General features: G+C 69.8%; 15 protein-coding genes. 5 read left to right on the top strand and 10 right to left on the bottom strand.

Going from position 1 to position 14,365, the window contains the following annotated elements:
• Positions 1-22 precede the first annotated feature (22 nt).
• The 8 genes from ATM97_RS12010 to ATM97_RS11975 all read right to left on the bottom strand — a co-directional run bounded on the left by ATM97_RS12010 (position 23) and on the right by ATM97_RS11975 (position 6,742).
• Positions 23-943: a TAXI family TRAP transporter solute-binding subunit gene (locus tag ATM97_RS12010; protein WP_218718071.1), complete on the bottom strand. Its 921-nt coding sequence runs from the start codon at positions 941-943 to the stop codon at positions 23-25.
• Positions 940-2,379: a HAMP domain-containing sensor histidine kinase gene (locus ATM97_RS12005; protein ID WP_218718070.1), complete on the bottom strand. Its 1,440-nt coding sequence runs from the start codon at positions 2,377-2,379 to the stop codon at positions 940-942. The genes ATM97_RS12010 and ATM97_RS12005 overlap by 4 nt, the downstream gene beginning before the upstream one ends.
• A 16-nt stretch (positions 2,380-2,395) precedes the next feature.
• Positions 2,396-3,055: a response regulator transcription factor gene (locus ATM97_RS12000; RefSeq protein WP_218718069.1), complete on the bottom strand. Its 660-nt coding sequence runs from the start codon at positions 3,053-3,055 to the stop codon at positions 2,396-2,398.
• A gap of 46 nt (positions 3,056-3,101) precedes the next feature.
• The gene (locus tag ATM97_RS11995; protein WP_218718068.1) at positions 3,102-4,472 is read right to left on the bottom strand and encodes an MFS transporter; all 1,371 of its coding nucleotides are present in this window, start codon (positions 4,470-4,472) and stop codon (positions 3,102-3,104) included.
• A 140-nt stretch (positions 4,473-4,612) separates the two neighbouring features.
• On the bottom strand, positions 4,613-4,999 hold the full coding sequence (locus ATM97_RS11990; protein WP_218718067.1) for a hypothetical protein: 387 nt from the start codon (positions 4,997-4,999) through the stop codon (positions 4,613-4,615).
• Positions 5,000-5,090: 91 nt separating this feature from the next.
• Entirely contained in the window at positions 5,091-5,459 is a 369-nt protein-coding gene (locus ATM97_RS11985; RefSeq protein ID WP_218718066.1) for a VOC family protein, read from the bottom strand.
• 263 nt (positions 5,460-5,722) lie between these two features.
• Positions 5,723-6,190 (bottom strand): SRPBCC family protein, encoded by a 468-nt coding sequence (locus ATM97_RS11980; protein WP_218718065.1) that lies wholly within the window; start codon positions 6,188-6,190, stop codon positions 5,723-5,725.
• 141 nt (positions 6,191-6,331) lie between these two features.
• Positions 6,332-6,742 carry a hypothetical protein gene (locus tag ATM97_RS11975; protein WP_218718064.1) on the bottom strand — a complete coding sequence of 137 codons (411 nt, stop codon included), beginning with the start codon at positions 6,740-6,742 and terminating at the stop codon, positions 6,332-6,334.
• A gap of 161 nt (positions 6,743-6,903) precedes the next feature.
• Here ATM97_RS11975 and ATM97_RS11970 point away from each other — a divergent pair, with 161 nt between their 5' ends.
• The 5 genes from ATM97_RS11970 to ATM97_RS11950 all read left to right on the top strand — a co-directional run bounded on the left by ATM97_RS11970 (position 6,904) and on the right by ATM97_RS11950 (position 13,155).
• The gene (locus tag ATM97_RS11970; RefSeq protein ID WP_218718063.1) at positions 6,904-7,989 is read left to right on the top strand and encodes a mechanosensitive ion channel family protein; all 1,086 of its coding nucleotides are present in this window, start codon (positions 6,904-6,906) and stop codon (positions 7,987-7,989) included.
• A gap of 59 nt (positions 7,990-8,048) precedes the next feature.
• Positions 8,049-9,515, top strand: a complete 1,467-nt coding sequence (locus ATM97_RS11965; RefSeq protein ID WP_308248453.1) for an FAD-dependent oxidoreductase — start codon at positions 8,049-8,051, stop codon at positions 9,513-9,515.
• Between the two features lie 321 nt (positions 9,516-9,836).
• Positions 9,837-11,057 (top strand): fused response regulator/phosphatase, encoded by a 1,221-nt coding sequence (locus tag ATM97_RS11960; protein WP_308248452.1) that lies wholly within the window; start codon positions 9,837-9,839, stop codon positions 11,055-11,057.
• A gap of 26 nt (positions 11,058-11,083) precedes the next feature.
• Positions 11,084-12,697 (top strand): CHASE3 domain-containing protein, encoded by a 1,614-nt coding sequence (locus ATM97_RS11955; RefSeq protein WP_218718122.1) that lies wholly within the window; start codon positions 11,084-11,086, stop codon positions 12,695-12,697.
• The gene (locus ATM97_RS11950) at positions 12,694-13,155 is read left to right on the top strand and encodes a response regulator (protein ID WP_218718061.1); all 462 of its coding nucleotides are present in this window, start codon (positions 12,694-12,696) and stop codon (positions 13,153-13,155) included. Before ATM97_RS11955 ends, ATM97_RS11950 begins: the two co-directional genes overlap by 4 nt.
• Here the strand turns inward: ATM97_RS11950 and ATM97_RS11945 are convergent.
• Both ATM97_RS11945 and ATM97_RS11940 read right to left on the bottom strand, forming a co-directional pair.
• On the bottom strand, positions 13,152-13,514 hold the full coding sequence (locus tag ATM97_RS11945; RefSeq protein WP_218718060.1) for an STAS domain-containing protein: 363 nt from the start codon (positions 13,512-13,514) through the stop codon (positions 13,152-13,154). The two genes, ATM97_RS11950 and ATM97_RS11945, sit on opposite strands and share 4 nt — an antisense overlap.
• A 173-nt stretch (positions 13,515-13,687) precedes the next feature.
• Positions 13,688-14,359 carry a PAS and ANTAR domain-containing protein gene (locus ATM97_RS11940; protein ID WP_218718059.1) on the bottom strand — a complete coding sequence of 224 codons (672 nt, stop codon included), beginning with the start codon at positions 14,357-14,359 and terminating at the stop codon, positions 13,688-13,690.
• Positions 14,360-14,365: the final 6 nt, after the last annotated feature.

The raw sequence follows: 14,365 nt of genomic DNA, 5'->3' as shown, positions 1-14,365 counted from the left end.
AATCGGGTGAACCCAGCGAGCGTCATCCGTGTCGGCGCCGGTACGCGGCGCCGGCACCGGGGTGCAGGGGGATGGTCCCGGTGCCGATGAGGAAGCGGCCGTCGAGGAACTGGGCGCCTGCGGCCTCGGCGGGCACGAGCGAGTCCGCGTGCCGGACCAGCAGGTCGACGATGGCGGCGGCGAGCTCGTCGGGCAGCGTCGCGGTGGCGAGCAGGAGGTTGGCGACGCCGATCGTATGGACCGCGGGGCTGCCCGGGTAGGCATCGGCGGGGAGGGCGACGCGGTCGTAGACCGGGCCGTACCGCTCCCGCATCGGCGCGGCCAGGGCGCCGAGATCGATCAGCCGCATCGGGTCCGGGACGGTGAGCGCGCTGGTCGGCACGCCACCTGCCCACAGCAGGGCGTCGATGGTGCCGTCGGTCAGTGCCTGAGCAGCCTCGCGCAGCGGGCGGTGTTCGACGGTGACCTTGGCGGGGTCCAGACCGGCGGCGCTCAGCACGCGCTCACCGGTGACCGCGGCTCCGGACCCTGCGGCGCCGAGGTTGACGCGGCGCCCGCGCAGATCGCCGACCTGCGTGATCGGTCCGTCGGTGCGGACCGCCAGCTGCAGATAGTTCTCGTAGACCCGGCCCAGCGCGACCACGCGTCCGCCGAAGTCGTCCGCCGAGTCGGCCAGCGCGAGCGCGGTGTCGACCTCGCCGGTGGCGACCATCCGCAGATTCTGTTGGGAGCCCGCGGTTTCCACCGGCTCGATGCGCAGGTCGTCGGAATGTCCGGCGGCGGCGGTGGCCAGCAGCTGGGCGAAGGCGTAGTAGAAGCCGCCGTCCTCGCCGGAAGCGAGCCGTATCGTCGCGGGATCGGTCGTGCCGCAGCCGACGACGCTCGCCGACGCCAGCGCGGCCAGGGCCAGCATCCGGCGACGGCTGATCGACGGGCCGCTCATCGGGTCACCGCGGGGACGCGGACCAGGACGGCGAGCCCGTGCGGGTGCACCGCCTCGACGGACAGCGTGCCGCCACGCGCCTTGGCCAGCGCCTGCGCGATCGACAACCCCAGACCCGTCCCGCCGGCGGCGGCTGTCGAACCACGGAAGAACCGGGCGGTGAGCCGGTCGAGCTCGTCGGGTACCGCGCCCGGCCCGTCATCGGCGACCCGCACCGTCACCCCGTCCGGACCGGCCGTGACGCCGACGATCGTGTGCGCCCCGGATCCGGCGTAGCGGCATGAATTGCTCAGGGCCACATCGAGGATCTGGGCGAGGGCGGCCGCGCTGATCGCGGCCTCGACCCGATCGGCGCCGGGGCCAGGTCGGACCGTCGCCGTGGGGGAGTCGTCGGTGGGTGTCGCCGTCAGCCGGATCCCCGCATCGTCGAACGCCGAGGTCCAGGCGTCGACGCGGTCGGCGGCGACCTGGGCCGGATCACAGTGTTCCTCGGCGCAGGCCACGGTGCCGAAGGACGCGGGCGCCTCGGCGACGGCCAGCTGCAGCAGGTCGTCGAGGAGCGCGGTCAGCCGTTCCACCTCGGTGGTGGCGCCGCGGAAGGTCGCCGCCGCGCTCGCGGGGACCGCGGATTCCAGCGAGTCGAGCCGAATTGTCAAGGCGGCGAGCGGATTACGCATGGCATGGGCGGTATCGGCGACGAGCTGGTGTTGCGCGTCGGCGGAGTCGGCGACGGCCGTCGCCATCGCGTCGACGGATTCGGCGAGGGCACGGACCTCGGGCGGACCGCCGTACCGCCGGGTGATCGGGGCCCGGCCGCGTGGCTTGGGCAGCGTCGCGGTGAGCTCGGCGACCGCGTTCGACATGGCGGCCAGCGGGCGCAGCACCCAGCGGCTCAGGACGAGCGCCAACAGCACGAACACGACCATCGCGCCCAGTGCCCCGACCGCGATCAGCGCCCACATCCGAGCGATCGCCGAGCGGGCCGCGGCCGTCGACGCCTCGATCACGACGGCGCCGTTCACCTGTACGCCGGTGCCGACGGGACGCGCGACGAGCATCGCCGGCGCGCTCCACGGCGTCAGCCGGTCCACCTGCTGCGGGCGCTGGTTGCGCCGGGCGGCGGCCACCGCCGCCCGGATCCGCGGATCGTCCACCGCGACTCCGGCATTGACGATCGGCGCCCCGCGCGCATCGACGACCAGGACGTTCTCCCCGTAGAGCTCGTGATAGCGGGTGACCTCGTCGGCGAGTGCCCGCACCCCGCCCGCCGACCCGGCCGCGTCGGCGAGCGTGGCGAAACGATCGGCGTCGCCGGACCGGCCGAGCACCAATTGCTGGGTTCGGCTGGTGGCCGCGGTCAGCGACAACGGCACCGCGAACGCCAGCACCGCGAGCGCGGCGAAGACGGTGAGCGCGATCAGCAGTCGGCGCCGCATGCGCGTTCCCGGGAGGTCACTCGCCCCACCGATATCCGTAGCCGCGAATGGTGGTGATCAGCCCGGGCCGGTTCAGTTTCGCGCGCAATCCGGTCATGTGGACATCGAGCGAGCGCGAGACCGCGACGAAGGCGTCGCCCCAGATGCGGTCCATCAGCTGTTGCCTGCTCACCGCGGCACCCGGCCGTTCCACCAGCACCTCGACCAGTTCGAACTCCTTCTGGGTGAGCGGGATCGGGGTGCCGGCCACCTCGACCACGCGGGCGCGCAGGTCCACCCGGACATCCCCGGTGACGACCTCGGTCCTCGCCTGCCGGGCGACGGCGGCGGCCCGGCGCAGCACGGTCTCGAGCCGCGCCATCAGCTCGGCGATGCGCGGCGGTTTGACCACGTAGTCGTCCGCGCCGCCACGCAGGCCGCGCACGATGGAACGTTCGTCGCTGCGGGCGGTCAGGATCAGCACGGGGACGGCGCTGACCTCGCGCAGCCGGCGCAGCACCTGCAGCCCGTCGGCGTCGGGCAGGCCGAGATCGAGCAGGACCGCGTCGTAGTCGCGGTGGGCGATGAGCAGATCGGCGCCCCGGCGCAGGCGCTCGGCCCGGTAGCCGCGCGCGGTCAGCGCCTCGACCAGGGCATCGCCTACCCCGTCGTCGTCCTCGACCACCGCAAGCCGCACGCGCCGATCCTCCCACAGGGGCAGGACCGGCGCGGTTGCCGGACGGTCAGCCACGAACGGTGGCCATCGCCCGCTCCGGCTCGACCGGGTCGGCCTCGACGGCGGCTTCGGCGTCGATGGTCGACTCGGCCGAGGTCTCCCGCATGAAGTAGTAGGTGAGCAGCGAGATCGCGACACATCCGGCGACGTAGAAGAAGTACAGCGACTCCATCCCGGCCTTCTTCAACGCCAGGGCGATCATCTCGGCGGTGCCGCCGAACACCGCGACGGTGAGCGCGTAGGGCAGCCCGACGCCGAGCGCACGGATCTTGGTGGGGAACAGTTCGGCCTTCACGATCGAGTTGATCGAGGTGTAGCCGGTGACGATCACCAGCGCGGTCATCATCAGGCCGAACGCCGCGAACGGGTTGGCGGTGTGCGCCAGCGCCGACATGATCGGCACCGTCAACAGTGTGCCCGCCACACCGAAGAAGATGAGCAGCTTGCGACGGCCGATCCGGTCGGAGAGCCCGCCGGCGATCGGCTGCAGCACCACGAAGACCAGCAGCGCGACGAAGTTGATCCAGGCCACGGTGTCCTTGGAGATACCCGAGGTGTTGATCATGAACTTCTGCATGTAGGTCGTGTAGGTGTAGAACGCGACGGTGCCGCCCATGGTCAGGCCCACCACCAGCAGGCATTCCCTGGGGTACTGCAGCAGCACCCGCAGCGATCCGCGCGAACTGCCGACCGCCGCCGCCGTGGTCTCGCCGGAGTCCGCGACGGCCTTGAACGAGTCGGATTCGTCCATGCCGCGGCGCAGCAGCATCACCACGATGGCGCCGCCCGCGCCGATCAGGAACGGGATGCGCCAGCCCCAACTGTGCATCTGCTCGGAGGTGAGCACCTGCTGCAGGATGATCTGGACGCCGAGGGCGGTCAGCTGACCGGCGACCAGGGTCACGTATTGGAAGCTCGAGTAGAAGCCGCGCCGGCCCGGGGAGGCCACCTCCGACAGATAGGTGGCGCTGGTGGCGTACTCGCCGCCGACCGAGAGACCCTGCAGCAGCCGGGCCATGAGCAGCAGGACGGGTGCCGCGATGCCGATGGTGCCGAAGCCCGGGGTCACCGCGATCATCAGCGATCCGGCGGCCATCACCGTGACCGACAGGGTGAGCGCGGCGCGGCGGCCGAACCGGTCGGCGTAGCGCCCCAGCGCCCAGCCGCCGATCGGCCGCATGATGAATCCGACCGCGAAGACCGCCGCGGTGGAGAGCAATTGCGCGGTGGGGTCCCCATCGGGGAAGAAAGCCTTCGCGAAGTAGACGCTGAACGCGGCGTAGACGTACCAGTCGTACCATTCGACGAGGTTGCCGATCGAGCCACGCAGCACGTTCGCCACGACTCGCCGTTCACCGCCGGCCTGTGTTGTCGTCACCTTGAACCCTCCTCCATCGGCGCGGCCCTGCGCCGTCGGAGACCACTGTGTCGCCTGTCACAGGACGAGTGGAAGCAGTGGGGACGGTTCCTAACACTCCCTTAGGGCAATTCCTGCCGGACGGACCGCGCAGGCGCGGATCAGGGCATATCCAGCACGCTCACCGGAACTCCGTAGGGGAGGAATCGCACGCGACGGCGTGCGTCGGTGTTGTCGCGATGCGCCCGCAGGGCCTCGAGCTCGTTCGGAAAGACCTGGTCGACCCTGGCCTGCCCGTCGTCGTCGATGGTGTAGGCCGCCCACACGCCGCTGCCGGTCTCACCGGTCGTCGCCCCCTCGGGCGCGGCGGGGCGAGGTTGTTGCGTGAATTGGCCGAACAGCGACGTCAGCGCGCCGAGCCCGCCCTGATCTACCCGACCCAGATAGTCACCGGCTTTGCCGAGCAGGTCGCGAAGTTCGTCGCCGGTATCCCGGAGCACGCGTTCGAATTCCTCGGGATCGATATCGAAAGGCCCGAAATTTGCCATCGCATATTCTCCTCGCGGGACGACTCTGCCTGAGTGGGGCGCTACGCCACAGTGTCCTCGCGAAATGACGGCTTCGCTACAAGCCCCGGTATCAGCTGGTCCCCGAGACGACGCAGAACTCGTTGCCCTGGGGGTCCTGCAGAACGGTCCAGGCGAAGCCGGGCAGTGAATGTTCACCGAGGACACTGGCGCCCAGCGCCGTCAACCGATCGACTTCGCTCTCCCGGGCGGAGGTCTGGAAATCGACGTGCACCCGGTTCTTGGTCGCTTTCGATTCCGGGACCAGCTGGAACGCCAAGTAGCGACCCTCCCCGAAACCCACACCCGGCGGCGCGATCATGATGTAGTCCCCGGCGTCGGCCAGGACCGAATAACCGAGGGCCGACGTCCAGAACGCGGCGAGCTCGGCAGGGTCGGTGCTGTCGATGGTTACGCCACCGAAGGCGATGGTCTCAGACACGCCGCCGACGATAGACGATGCCACCGACACACCGGTCGAAGGCGCTCACCGCCCGGCGGAGCCTTCTGCGGCTCTCGGCCGCGGGCCGCTGACAGGCTTCGCGTGCTCTCGGCGTATGCCTCAGGGCCGCGCCGGACAACGTCGGCGCGGGAGGATTCGAAAAGCAGCGCTTCGCTTCGGCGTGACCGCCCGCCGCCGGAACGCCCCGTACTCGAAACGAGTACGGGGCGTTCGTTGTTCGGACGAGGGAGTTCGGCGCCGACTCAGATCCCGGCGTCGGGCCGCGGGATGTCGCCCCGCCAGGCCCCGGTTTCGCGCCCCTCGCTCTCGATGAACTGCTTGAAGCGCTTCATATCACCGTTCACGCGATGCTTCAGCACACCGAGTTTGTCGGCGGCGGTTTCGACGAAGCCCTCAGGGTCGACCTCCATCTGCGCGGTGATCCGGGTGTGGGTGTCGTCGAGGCGATGGAAGGTGATGACCCCGGCGTGGTCGGGTCCGCTGTCGGATTTCCACGCGACGCGTTCGTCGGGGTGCTGTTCGGTGATGGTGGCGTCGAATTCGCGCGTCGACGGACCGACGTGGATGCGCCAGTGGGTGTGCCGGTCGTCGAGCTGGCTGACCTGCTCGACGCCCTCCATGAAATACGGGAATGTCTCGAACTGTGTCCACTGGTTGTAGGCGGTGCGGATCGGGACATCGACATCGACAGTCGCGGCTACCGTGCTCACAGGTACTCCTTCCCCGGTTCGTCGGCGTCACCGCCACGGACCGGCTTCGGTCACTGCCGACGAGCCGTCGCAGGCTCGTCGACTCGTACAGTGCGGGCCATACCCTGGGTCCGAAAGGGCAAACAGGAGTGGGGAACTCGGTCAGAATCCGGCGAGACCGGAGGCGAGGTCGGGGACGTCGAGCGTGTGGATCACCTGATCGCGCACGTCCGGGCACTGCTCGAGGGTCACCGTGTCGAGGACCTCGCGGTGGCGGGCCAGCGAGATGTTGATCGCGCCGTTGCGCAACGCCCAGTTGTGCACGGCACCGTTGAAGCTCGTGCGGGCCACGGCGGTGCCCTCGGACTGCCAGTTCCCGACATCGGCGCGCAGGGCGTCACACAACTGGGTGCTCGCGTCCGCCCCGATCATCGGCGCCTCGGTGGGGCCGGGATCCTGCCCGGGGCCGCGGGGTTCGGTCGTGGTGGCGCACCCCAGCAGGCTCGCCGCGGCCAGGGCGGTGAGCACTCCGACGCTGATCGGGCGGTGGTCGGTGCGGCGATGGCGGGTCATGGACTTCCTCCGATCGACAGCTCGGCAGCTGTGTCATCGAGTCGCATGCCCGCGATCGCCGCCGCCAATCAGTTCGGGCAACGGGATCGTCATGTCGGCCGTGCGGGGGGAATGGGTATGCGGGCGGCAGATCGCGTTGACATCGAGAGGAGTTCGATCTCGTGGAGGACATTGTTCGGCCGATGATCGTCGTCGTGGTGACGGTGGCGATCACGGTGTCGGCGGGGCTGGTGATCGACCGGCTGCTGCGCTACGGCGCGCGTCGCCGGCCCGGCACCCATCTGCCGCTGCTGCTGCGCCGCACCCGGCTACCGCTGCAGGTGTTGCTCGGCGTGGTGGTCCTGCGCGCCGCCTATCCCTTGGCGGAGCTGGACTCGCGCCACGACGCCGTGATCGGCAATATCCTTGCCGCCGCGGCGATCCTGGCCGTGACGTGGCTGGTGGTCCGGGTGGCCGACGCCGTCGCGGAGAATCTGTTGCGCCGCTATGCCGCGCGCACCAGCGAGATCTCGCGGGTGCGGCAGTTGCGCACGCAACTGGGGCTCGTGCGCCGGGTCGTCACGTCGATCCTGGTGGTGACGACCGCGGCAGTGGCCATCCTGTTGCTGTTCCCGAGCCTGCGCACGCTGGGTACGTCGCTGCTGGCCTCGGCCGGGGTCATCGGCATCATCGCGGGCGTCGCGGCGCAGTCGACGCTGAGCAATCTCATGGCGGGATTGCAGATCGCCTTCGGTGACTCGGTGAAGATCGGTGACACCGTGGTGGTGGAAGGTGCATGGGGGACCGTGGAGGAGATCACCCTGGCCTTCCTGACGGTGCGGATCTGGGACGACCGCAGGCTGACTATGCCGGTCTCCTACTTCAACAGCAAGCCGTACGAGAACTGGTCGCGAGGCGGGCCCGAGGTCACCGGCACGGTGCTGCTGCACCTGGACCACAGCACCCCGGTGCCGCTGCTGCGGGAGCACCTGCACGACTACCTGCGTGGCTGCCCGGAGTGGGACGGGCGCAGCTGGAATCTGCTGGTCACCGACAGCACGCCGACGAACATCGTGGTGCGGGCGGCGATGTCGACCTCGAACGCCGACGACGCGTGGACGCTGCGGTGCGCGGTGCGGGAGGAACTGCTGGACTGGCTCGGCAGGCGCCACCCGAACGCCCTGCCCAAGATCCCCGCCACGATCATCTCCGCCGGTGACGGTGCGGCGGCGGAGGAGCCCGAACGGCCGGAAGTGCGCGTGCGCTGACGGCCGTGGCCGTTTCGTTCGGCAGGCGTGGGTATGCCCCGAACATGACGTCGTTCTGGTTGACCGATGCAGTTCTGCCCACCCGATTGCCGCTGGCCGGTGATCTCGAAGTCGACACGGTCGTCCTCGGCGCCGGCATCGTCGGCCTCACCACCGCGCTGCTGCTCGCCGAGAGCGGCCGGGAGGTGGCCGTGCTCGAAGCCAGGCAGGTCGGTGCGGGCACCACCGGCGCGTCGACCGCGAAGATCTCGCTGCTGCAGGGGACCAGGGCACAAACGATCGCGCATCGGCACGGGACCGCCGTGCTGGAGCGGTACCTCGCCGCGAATCGGGCGGGCTTCGACTGGTTGCTGGAGTTCTGCGCCACCCACGACATCGCTGTACAGCGGGTTCCCGCGCTCACCTACGCGCAGAACACCGAGGAGCGTGACGCGGTGCGCGCCGAGTACGAAGCGACCCGCGCGGCCGGCCTGCCGACCGAGCTGGTCGACGACCTCGAGGTGCCGTTCCCCGCGTACGGCGCGGTGCGCCTGCGGGAGCAGGCACAGGTCGATCCGGTCGCGGTCCTCGCCGCGCTGGCGGCCGACGTCGAGGCGCACGGCGTGCCGGTGTTCGAGTCGACGCGGGCGCGGCGGTTGCGCCGTCGTCGCGGTGGGGTGGTGATCGGCACGGGTCAGGCGGAGGTCTCGGCGGCGCACGTCGTCGTCGCGACCGGCACCCCGATTTTCGATCGGGGCGGCTACTTCGCGCGGCTGGTCGCCGAGCGGTCCTACGCGGCGGCGTTCGAGCTGACAGGGCCGGTACCCGAGCAGATGTATCTCAGCGCCGGGGGACCGACCAGGTCGCTGCGACGGTATCCGACGGAGACCGGCGAAGTGCTGCTCGTCGGTGGCAGCGGCCACGAGGTGGGGCGTGCCGGGTCCGAGGCCGGTCACGCCGAGGAACTGCTCGACTGGGTGAACCGGTGGTTCCCGGGTGCGCGGTTGCTCGATCGCTGGTCGGCCCAGGATTACCACCCGATCGGCGAATTGCCCTATGTCGGGCCGCTGCTGCCCGGGATGAACGAGGTGTCCGTGGCGACCGGCTTCGCGAAATGGGGCATGACCAACGGCGTCGCGGCGGCGCTGGTCTCGGCGGGGCGGCTCACCGGACGATCACCGCGCTGGGCCGGTGTCTACGACGCCTGGCGGCCGGGCGAGGTGACGGCGCTGCCTGCCGGCGTGCAGGCCAATCTCGCCGTGGCACGGTACCTGTCGACCGGGTGGCTGAACCTGTTCGGGACCGTCGCGGGCCCCGTTCCCCGGGAGGGTTGCGGCCGGGTCGAACGCCGGGGGCTGCACCCGACCGCGGTGTCCACGGTCGACGGTGAGACCACGGCGGTCTCCGCGGTCTGCCCGCATCTGCGGGGCATCGTGGAGTGGAACGACGCGGAGCGGACCTGGGATTGCCCGCTCCACGGATCCCGCTTCGCCCCGGACGGTTCCGTGCTGGAAGGACCCGCGACACAGCCACTTTCGTCACGCTGAGGCGCGCGCACGCACCGCGACACGCAGCGCCACCGGGGGCGAGGGAATCGGTGAGATCGGCATCGTCGGCTCGGTCGCGGCGGTGGGCATCGCGATCCACCACGCCCCGGAGTGCGCGTGACATTCGTCTCTGTGCGCGCCCGCGGTACCCCGTAGCGCGCGTCCGAACCATACGAGGTCATCCCCGCCCGCCGGATCGGATAACATCACTGCACCCTCTCGGTCCAGAAACCGGCCGGCAGAGTGAGTTTGCGCTCTGGCGCTCGGGATCGGAGGCTGCGTGCACACCGTGATTTTGTGCTGTCCGGAAGAAGTCGCGCGGTGAGCACGGATTCGCTGGCCTTGGAGGCCACGTTGCCACCGCGACGGCCGGTCTCGCTGCTGCTCGTCGAGGACGATCCCGGTGACGCGCTGCTGGTGGAGGAGATGGTCGCCGACCTCTCCCCGCGGCCCCGCCTGGACTGGGTCCGCACCCTCGCCGAGGTCGGTGACCGGCTGCGCACCGATGTCCCGGACTGCGTGCTGCTCGACCTCCATCTGCCCGACGCGCACGGGCTCGAGGCGCTGGCCCGGATCAGGGGCCACAACGACCACGTCCCCGTGGTGGTGATGACCGGTCTCGACCAGGAACACACCGGACTGGACGCGCTGGCCTCCGGCGCGCAGGACTATTTGGTGAAGGGCCGGGTCGACCCGGAACTGTTCGGGCGGGCCGTGCGCTACGCCATTCAGCGTAAACAGGCCGAACGCACCAGCGCCGCGCTCCAGGCCAGCCAGATGCGGGCCCAGGAGAACTCCCGGCTCGAACGTGGCCTGCTGCCCACCCCACTGCTCGGCATCGACCGGGCGGTCGATGTGGTGTCGCGATACCGGCCCGGTCGCGATCACTCGTTGCTCGGCGGCGACTTCTACGACGTCGTCCAGTCTCCCGACGGGATCGTGCACGCGATCATCGGTGACGTCTCCGGCCACGGTCCCGACGCCGCCGCCACCGGGGTGGCGTTGCGGCTGGCCTGGCGCACGCTCGTGCTCAGCGGGGTGACCGGCGCCCGGCAACTGGGTCTGCTCGAGGAGGTGTTGCTCGCCGAGCGCGCCGATCAGCAGACCTTCGCGACCGCGACCAGCCTGGTGCTCGATCCCGCGACCGAGACCGTGCTCGTGCGCCGGGCCGGACACCCCGGCATGCTCCGGCACAGCGCGGCAGGCCTGCGCTGGGTGGAGGTGCCGGGCGGACCGGCGCTGGGCTTCGTCCCGGGCGTCGCGCAGTGGCCCGCGCAGGAAGTCGCGCTGTCGGCGGACGCGGGGCTGATGCTGTTCACCGACGGACTGTTCGAGGGACGTGTCGGCGACGGGAGCGAGCGGCTCGGCGAGACCGGCCTGCTGGAGTTGGCTCACTCCCTGCGCGGCGAGCAGCCCGAGGCCTTCGTCGACGCGGTGATCGCGCGCGTGGAGGACTTGTCGTCGGCCGCAGGCGGTTTGGACGACGATGTGGCCATTCTGTACGTGCGGTGGCGTGCAACGATGCGGCGGACCCTGCCGTGACGACCGACGAGAGAGCAGGCCTGGCCATGCCGCGAACCAGCGGGCGTCCCCGTATCGATTCCACCCTGACCGCGCAGGCGTGGTTCCAGCTGGTGCTGGCCCTGATGATCTTGGTGGTGATCGCCGGTGCGGCAGTGGGCGCGCAGATCATCGCGAACACGACCCGGGTCACCGATCGCCTGCTGGAGCAGACCGTGCCTGCCACCGCCGAGGTCTACCGCTTGCAGGGCGCCCTGGTGAACCAGGAGACCGGTATCCGCGGCTACGCGGTGACCGGTGACCCGCAGTTCCTCGAGCCCTACGACGTGGGCAGGCGGGAGGAGACGGCCGCCGCGACGCGCCTGCGCGAGCTGCTCGCCGGGCGTCCGGAACTGCTCGGCGACCTCGATGTGGTGGAGGCCGCGGCGGATCGGTGGCGTACCGATTACACCGACCCCCTCGCCGCGGCGGTCGCCGCGGGTACGCGGGGGATCGACACCGCGACGGCGGTGCGCGGCAAGACCCTCTTCGACGGACTGCGCGCTCGCTTCGTCACCCAGACCGACAATCTGCTGGCCGCCGTCGCCGTCGACAACGCCGAGCTGGACGCCGCGCGTACCCAGCGTGATGTCGTGTTGTCGGCGGTGGTCGCGGTGTTCGTACTGACCGGCGTGCTGCTCGTCGTGCTGGTGCGGCGACTGGTCGTGCGGCCGCTGGGCTATCTCACCGATTCCTCGCGCCGGGTGGCAGCGGGGGACTTCGGTTCGCGGATCGAGGCGGTCGGACCGTCCGACATCGCGCTGGTCTGCGAGGCGGTGGAGAACATGCGGCACCACATCGTCGCCGAACTCGACTCCTCGCGGGTCCAGGAGGCGACTCTGCAGCAGCAGAAGCAGGACCTCGGGGTCCAAGCCGAGGAACTGCGCCGCTCCAATGCCGAACTCGAGCAGTTCGCCTACGTCGCCTCCCACGACCTGCAGGAACCGCTGCGCAAGGTGGCCTCGTTCTGCCAGCTGCTCGACAAGCGCTACGGCGATCAGCTCGACGAGCGCGGTAAGCAGTACATCGATTTCGCGGTCGACGGCGCCAAGCGCATGCAAATCCTGATCAACGACCTGCTCACCTTCTCCCGGGTCGGCCGGGTGTCGGAGGGCACCGAACCGGTCGAGCTCGACGCGACGCTGGACGAGGCGCTGTCGGCGTTGTCGGCCACCATCGAGGAATCCGGCGCCGTGATCGAGCGCCCGGCGACGTTGCCCCGGCTCGTCGGCGAACCGACATTGCTGATCATGTTGTGGCAGAACCTCATCGGCAACGCTGTCAAATTCCGCACCGCCGGCCTCACGCCGGTGGTCCGCGTCTCCTACGAGCCGGCGGCCGACGACCCCCAGGAATGGCAGTTCTCGGTGTCGGACAACGGAATCGGCGTCGCCCCCGAGTTCGTCGAGAAGGTTTTCGTGATCTTCCAGCGCCTGCATCCGCGCGACGCGTACGGCGGGACGGGTATCGGCCTGGCCGTGTGCAAGAAGATCGTGGAGTTCCACGGCGGCCGGATCTGGATCGACACCGACTACCGCGACGGCACCCGGCTGTGTTTCACCCTCCGGGCCGACGCGCCCGCCCTGACCGCACCGCCCATCGAGAAAGAGGTCTCCGCATGACCGATCCCGGCCAGCCGATCGACATCCTGCTCGTCGAGGACGATCCCGGCGACGAGTTGATGACACGGGAAGCGTTCGAGGACAACAAGATCGGCAACACCTTGCACGTGGTCCGCGACGGTGAGGAAGCGCTGGACTTCCTCTACCGTGGTGGCGCCTACGCCGAGGCTCCGCGACCGGATCTGATTCTGCTCGATCTGAATCTGCCCAAGTACGACGGCAGGCAGGTGCTGGAGAAGATCAAGGCCGACCCGGAGCTCTCGCACATCCCGGTGGTCGTGCTCACCACCTCCGCGGCCGAGGAAGACATTCTGCGCAGCTACAAACTGCACGCGAACGCCTATGTCACCAAGCCGGTGGATCTCGATCAGTTCATCGCCGCCATCCGGCAGATCGACGAATTCTTCGTGCAGGTCGTGCGGCTCCCGCGCGTGCGGGAGCCGCGTGTACGGACCTAGCCCGCGGAGCTGCGCGGTTCGTCGGCGATCGCCGCCGCGAGGGTGTCGTAGACGGCGAGCAGCTTGTCCAGCCCGGTCAGCTCGATCGGCCGGGCCACCTCGCGGGAGGCGACGACACGCAGCTGGTCGGGTGCGGACTTGGACACGATCAGCAGTGCGCTGAGCCCCGCCGAGCCGAGGAACCCGACCTGGGTCATGTCCACGACGAGCGTCTTCCCGCGCTGCCGCGCCTGCTCCAGCGCGGCTTGCAGCTGGGGAGCCGATGCCATGTCCACTTCACCGCGGACACTGAGGATTTCGAATCCGTCCTGCGCGCGGCTCTGGACATCGAGCTCACGGAATCTGTCTTCGACGGTCACCGGAAGTCTCCCTGGTTGCGCTTGGCCACTGTGTACCCCTTGCCTCTGGCTTCGCCGGGTCGACGAGTCCTGCGAGCCGATTCTCGCGTAGGCAACCTACCCTATCCGCTCGGCGGTAAACGCCGCCCACGCGCCGTATTCGGCCGCCGCGGGCGACGGGCGGCTCGACCGGGTCAGGTGTCGCATCGTCCGGTCCGTTCGTGGCAGGTCAGCAGCAGATGGTCGAAGGCGCTCACGACCTGTGGCGCCGGTCGCGGCACCGATTTCAGGTCCGAGATCACACAGGTGGCGATGTCACGCAACTTGGTGTTGGTCTCCTGCGAACGCCAGACCAGGACCTTGAACGCCTGCTCGGCGCTGATCCCGTACATGTGCATGAGCACGCCCTTGGCCTGCTCGATGACCGCGCGCGATTCCACCGCGCTCGAGATCGCGGCGTTCACCGCGGCTTTGGTCGCAGCGTCGACCGTCTCGGTCAGGTCCAGGTAGTAGCCGGTGGTGCCGACGGGCACGTCGTCGTCGTCGAGGATGCGGTCGGCGACGACCATCGCCGTGTGCGTCCGGCCGCCGGTATCGAGGAAGCGGTGCCTGCTCGAGAACGGCTCGCCGCGCTCGATGGTCCGGGCGATGAGGTCGGCGACGACGTCACGGTCGTCGGGATGCTTGTGCGACAGCAGCAGCTCGGTGGTGGGTTCGACCTGGCCCGGAGTGTAGCCGTGCATGCGGTAGACCTCGGCCGACCACTCCCAGCGCTGCGTGGTGAACCAGAACGTGAACGCGCCGACCGCCGACGGGGCATGTGCCTCGTCGACCGCGTCGTCCACACCGGGAAAATCGGATGACATCACCAT

This window comes from Nocardia sp. MH4, assembly GCF_019266065.1.
GTDB lineage: Bacteria > Actinomycetota > Actinomycetes > Mycobacteriales > Mycobacteriaceae > Nocardia > Nocardia canadensis.
The sequence above is the reverse complement of the archived record's forward strand: the minus strand, read 5'-3'. Positions and strand labels throughout refer to the sequence as shown.

What these genes read in the sequence shown, in the direction of transcription:
- ATM97_RS12010 (WP_218718071.1), bottom strand. Translation starts at nt 943, where the DNA reads ATGAGCGGCCCGTCGATCAGCCGTCGCCGGATGCTGGCCCTGGCCGCG.
- ATM97_RS12005 (WP_218718070.1), bottom strand. Translation starts at nt 2,379, where the DNA reads ATGCGGCGCCGACTGCTGATCGCGCTCACCGTCTTCGCCGCGCTCGCG.
- ATM97_RS11990 (WP_218718067.1), bottom strand. Translation starts at nt 4,999, where the DNA reads ATGGCAAATTTCGGGCCTTTCGATATCGATCCCGAGGAATTCGAACGC.
- ATM97_RS11975 (WP_218718064.1), bottom strand. Translation starts at nt 6,742, where the DNA reads ATGACCCGCCATCGCCGCACCGACCACCGCCCGATCAGCGTCGGAGTG.
- ATM97_RS11955 (WP_218718122.1), top strand. Translation starts at nt 11,084, where the DNA reads ATGCCGCGAACCAGCGGGCGTCCCCGTATCGATTCCACCCTGACCGCG.
- ATM97_RS11950 (WP_218718061.1), top strand. Translation starts at nt 12,694, where the DNA reads ATGACCGATCCCGGCCAGCCGATCGACATCCTGCTCGTCGAGGACGAT.
- ATM97_RS11940 (WP_218718059.1), bottom strand. Translation starts at nt 14,359, where the DNA reads ATGTCATCCGATTTTCCCGGTGTGGACGACGCGGTCGACGAGGCACAT.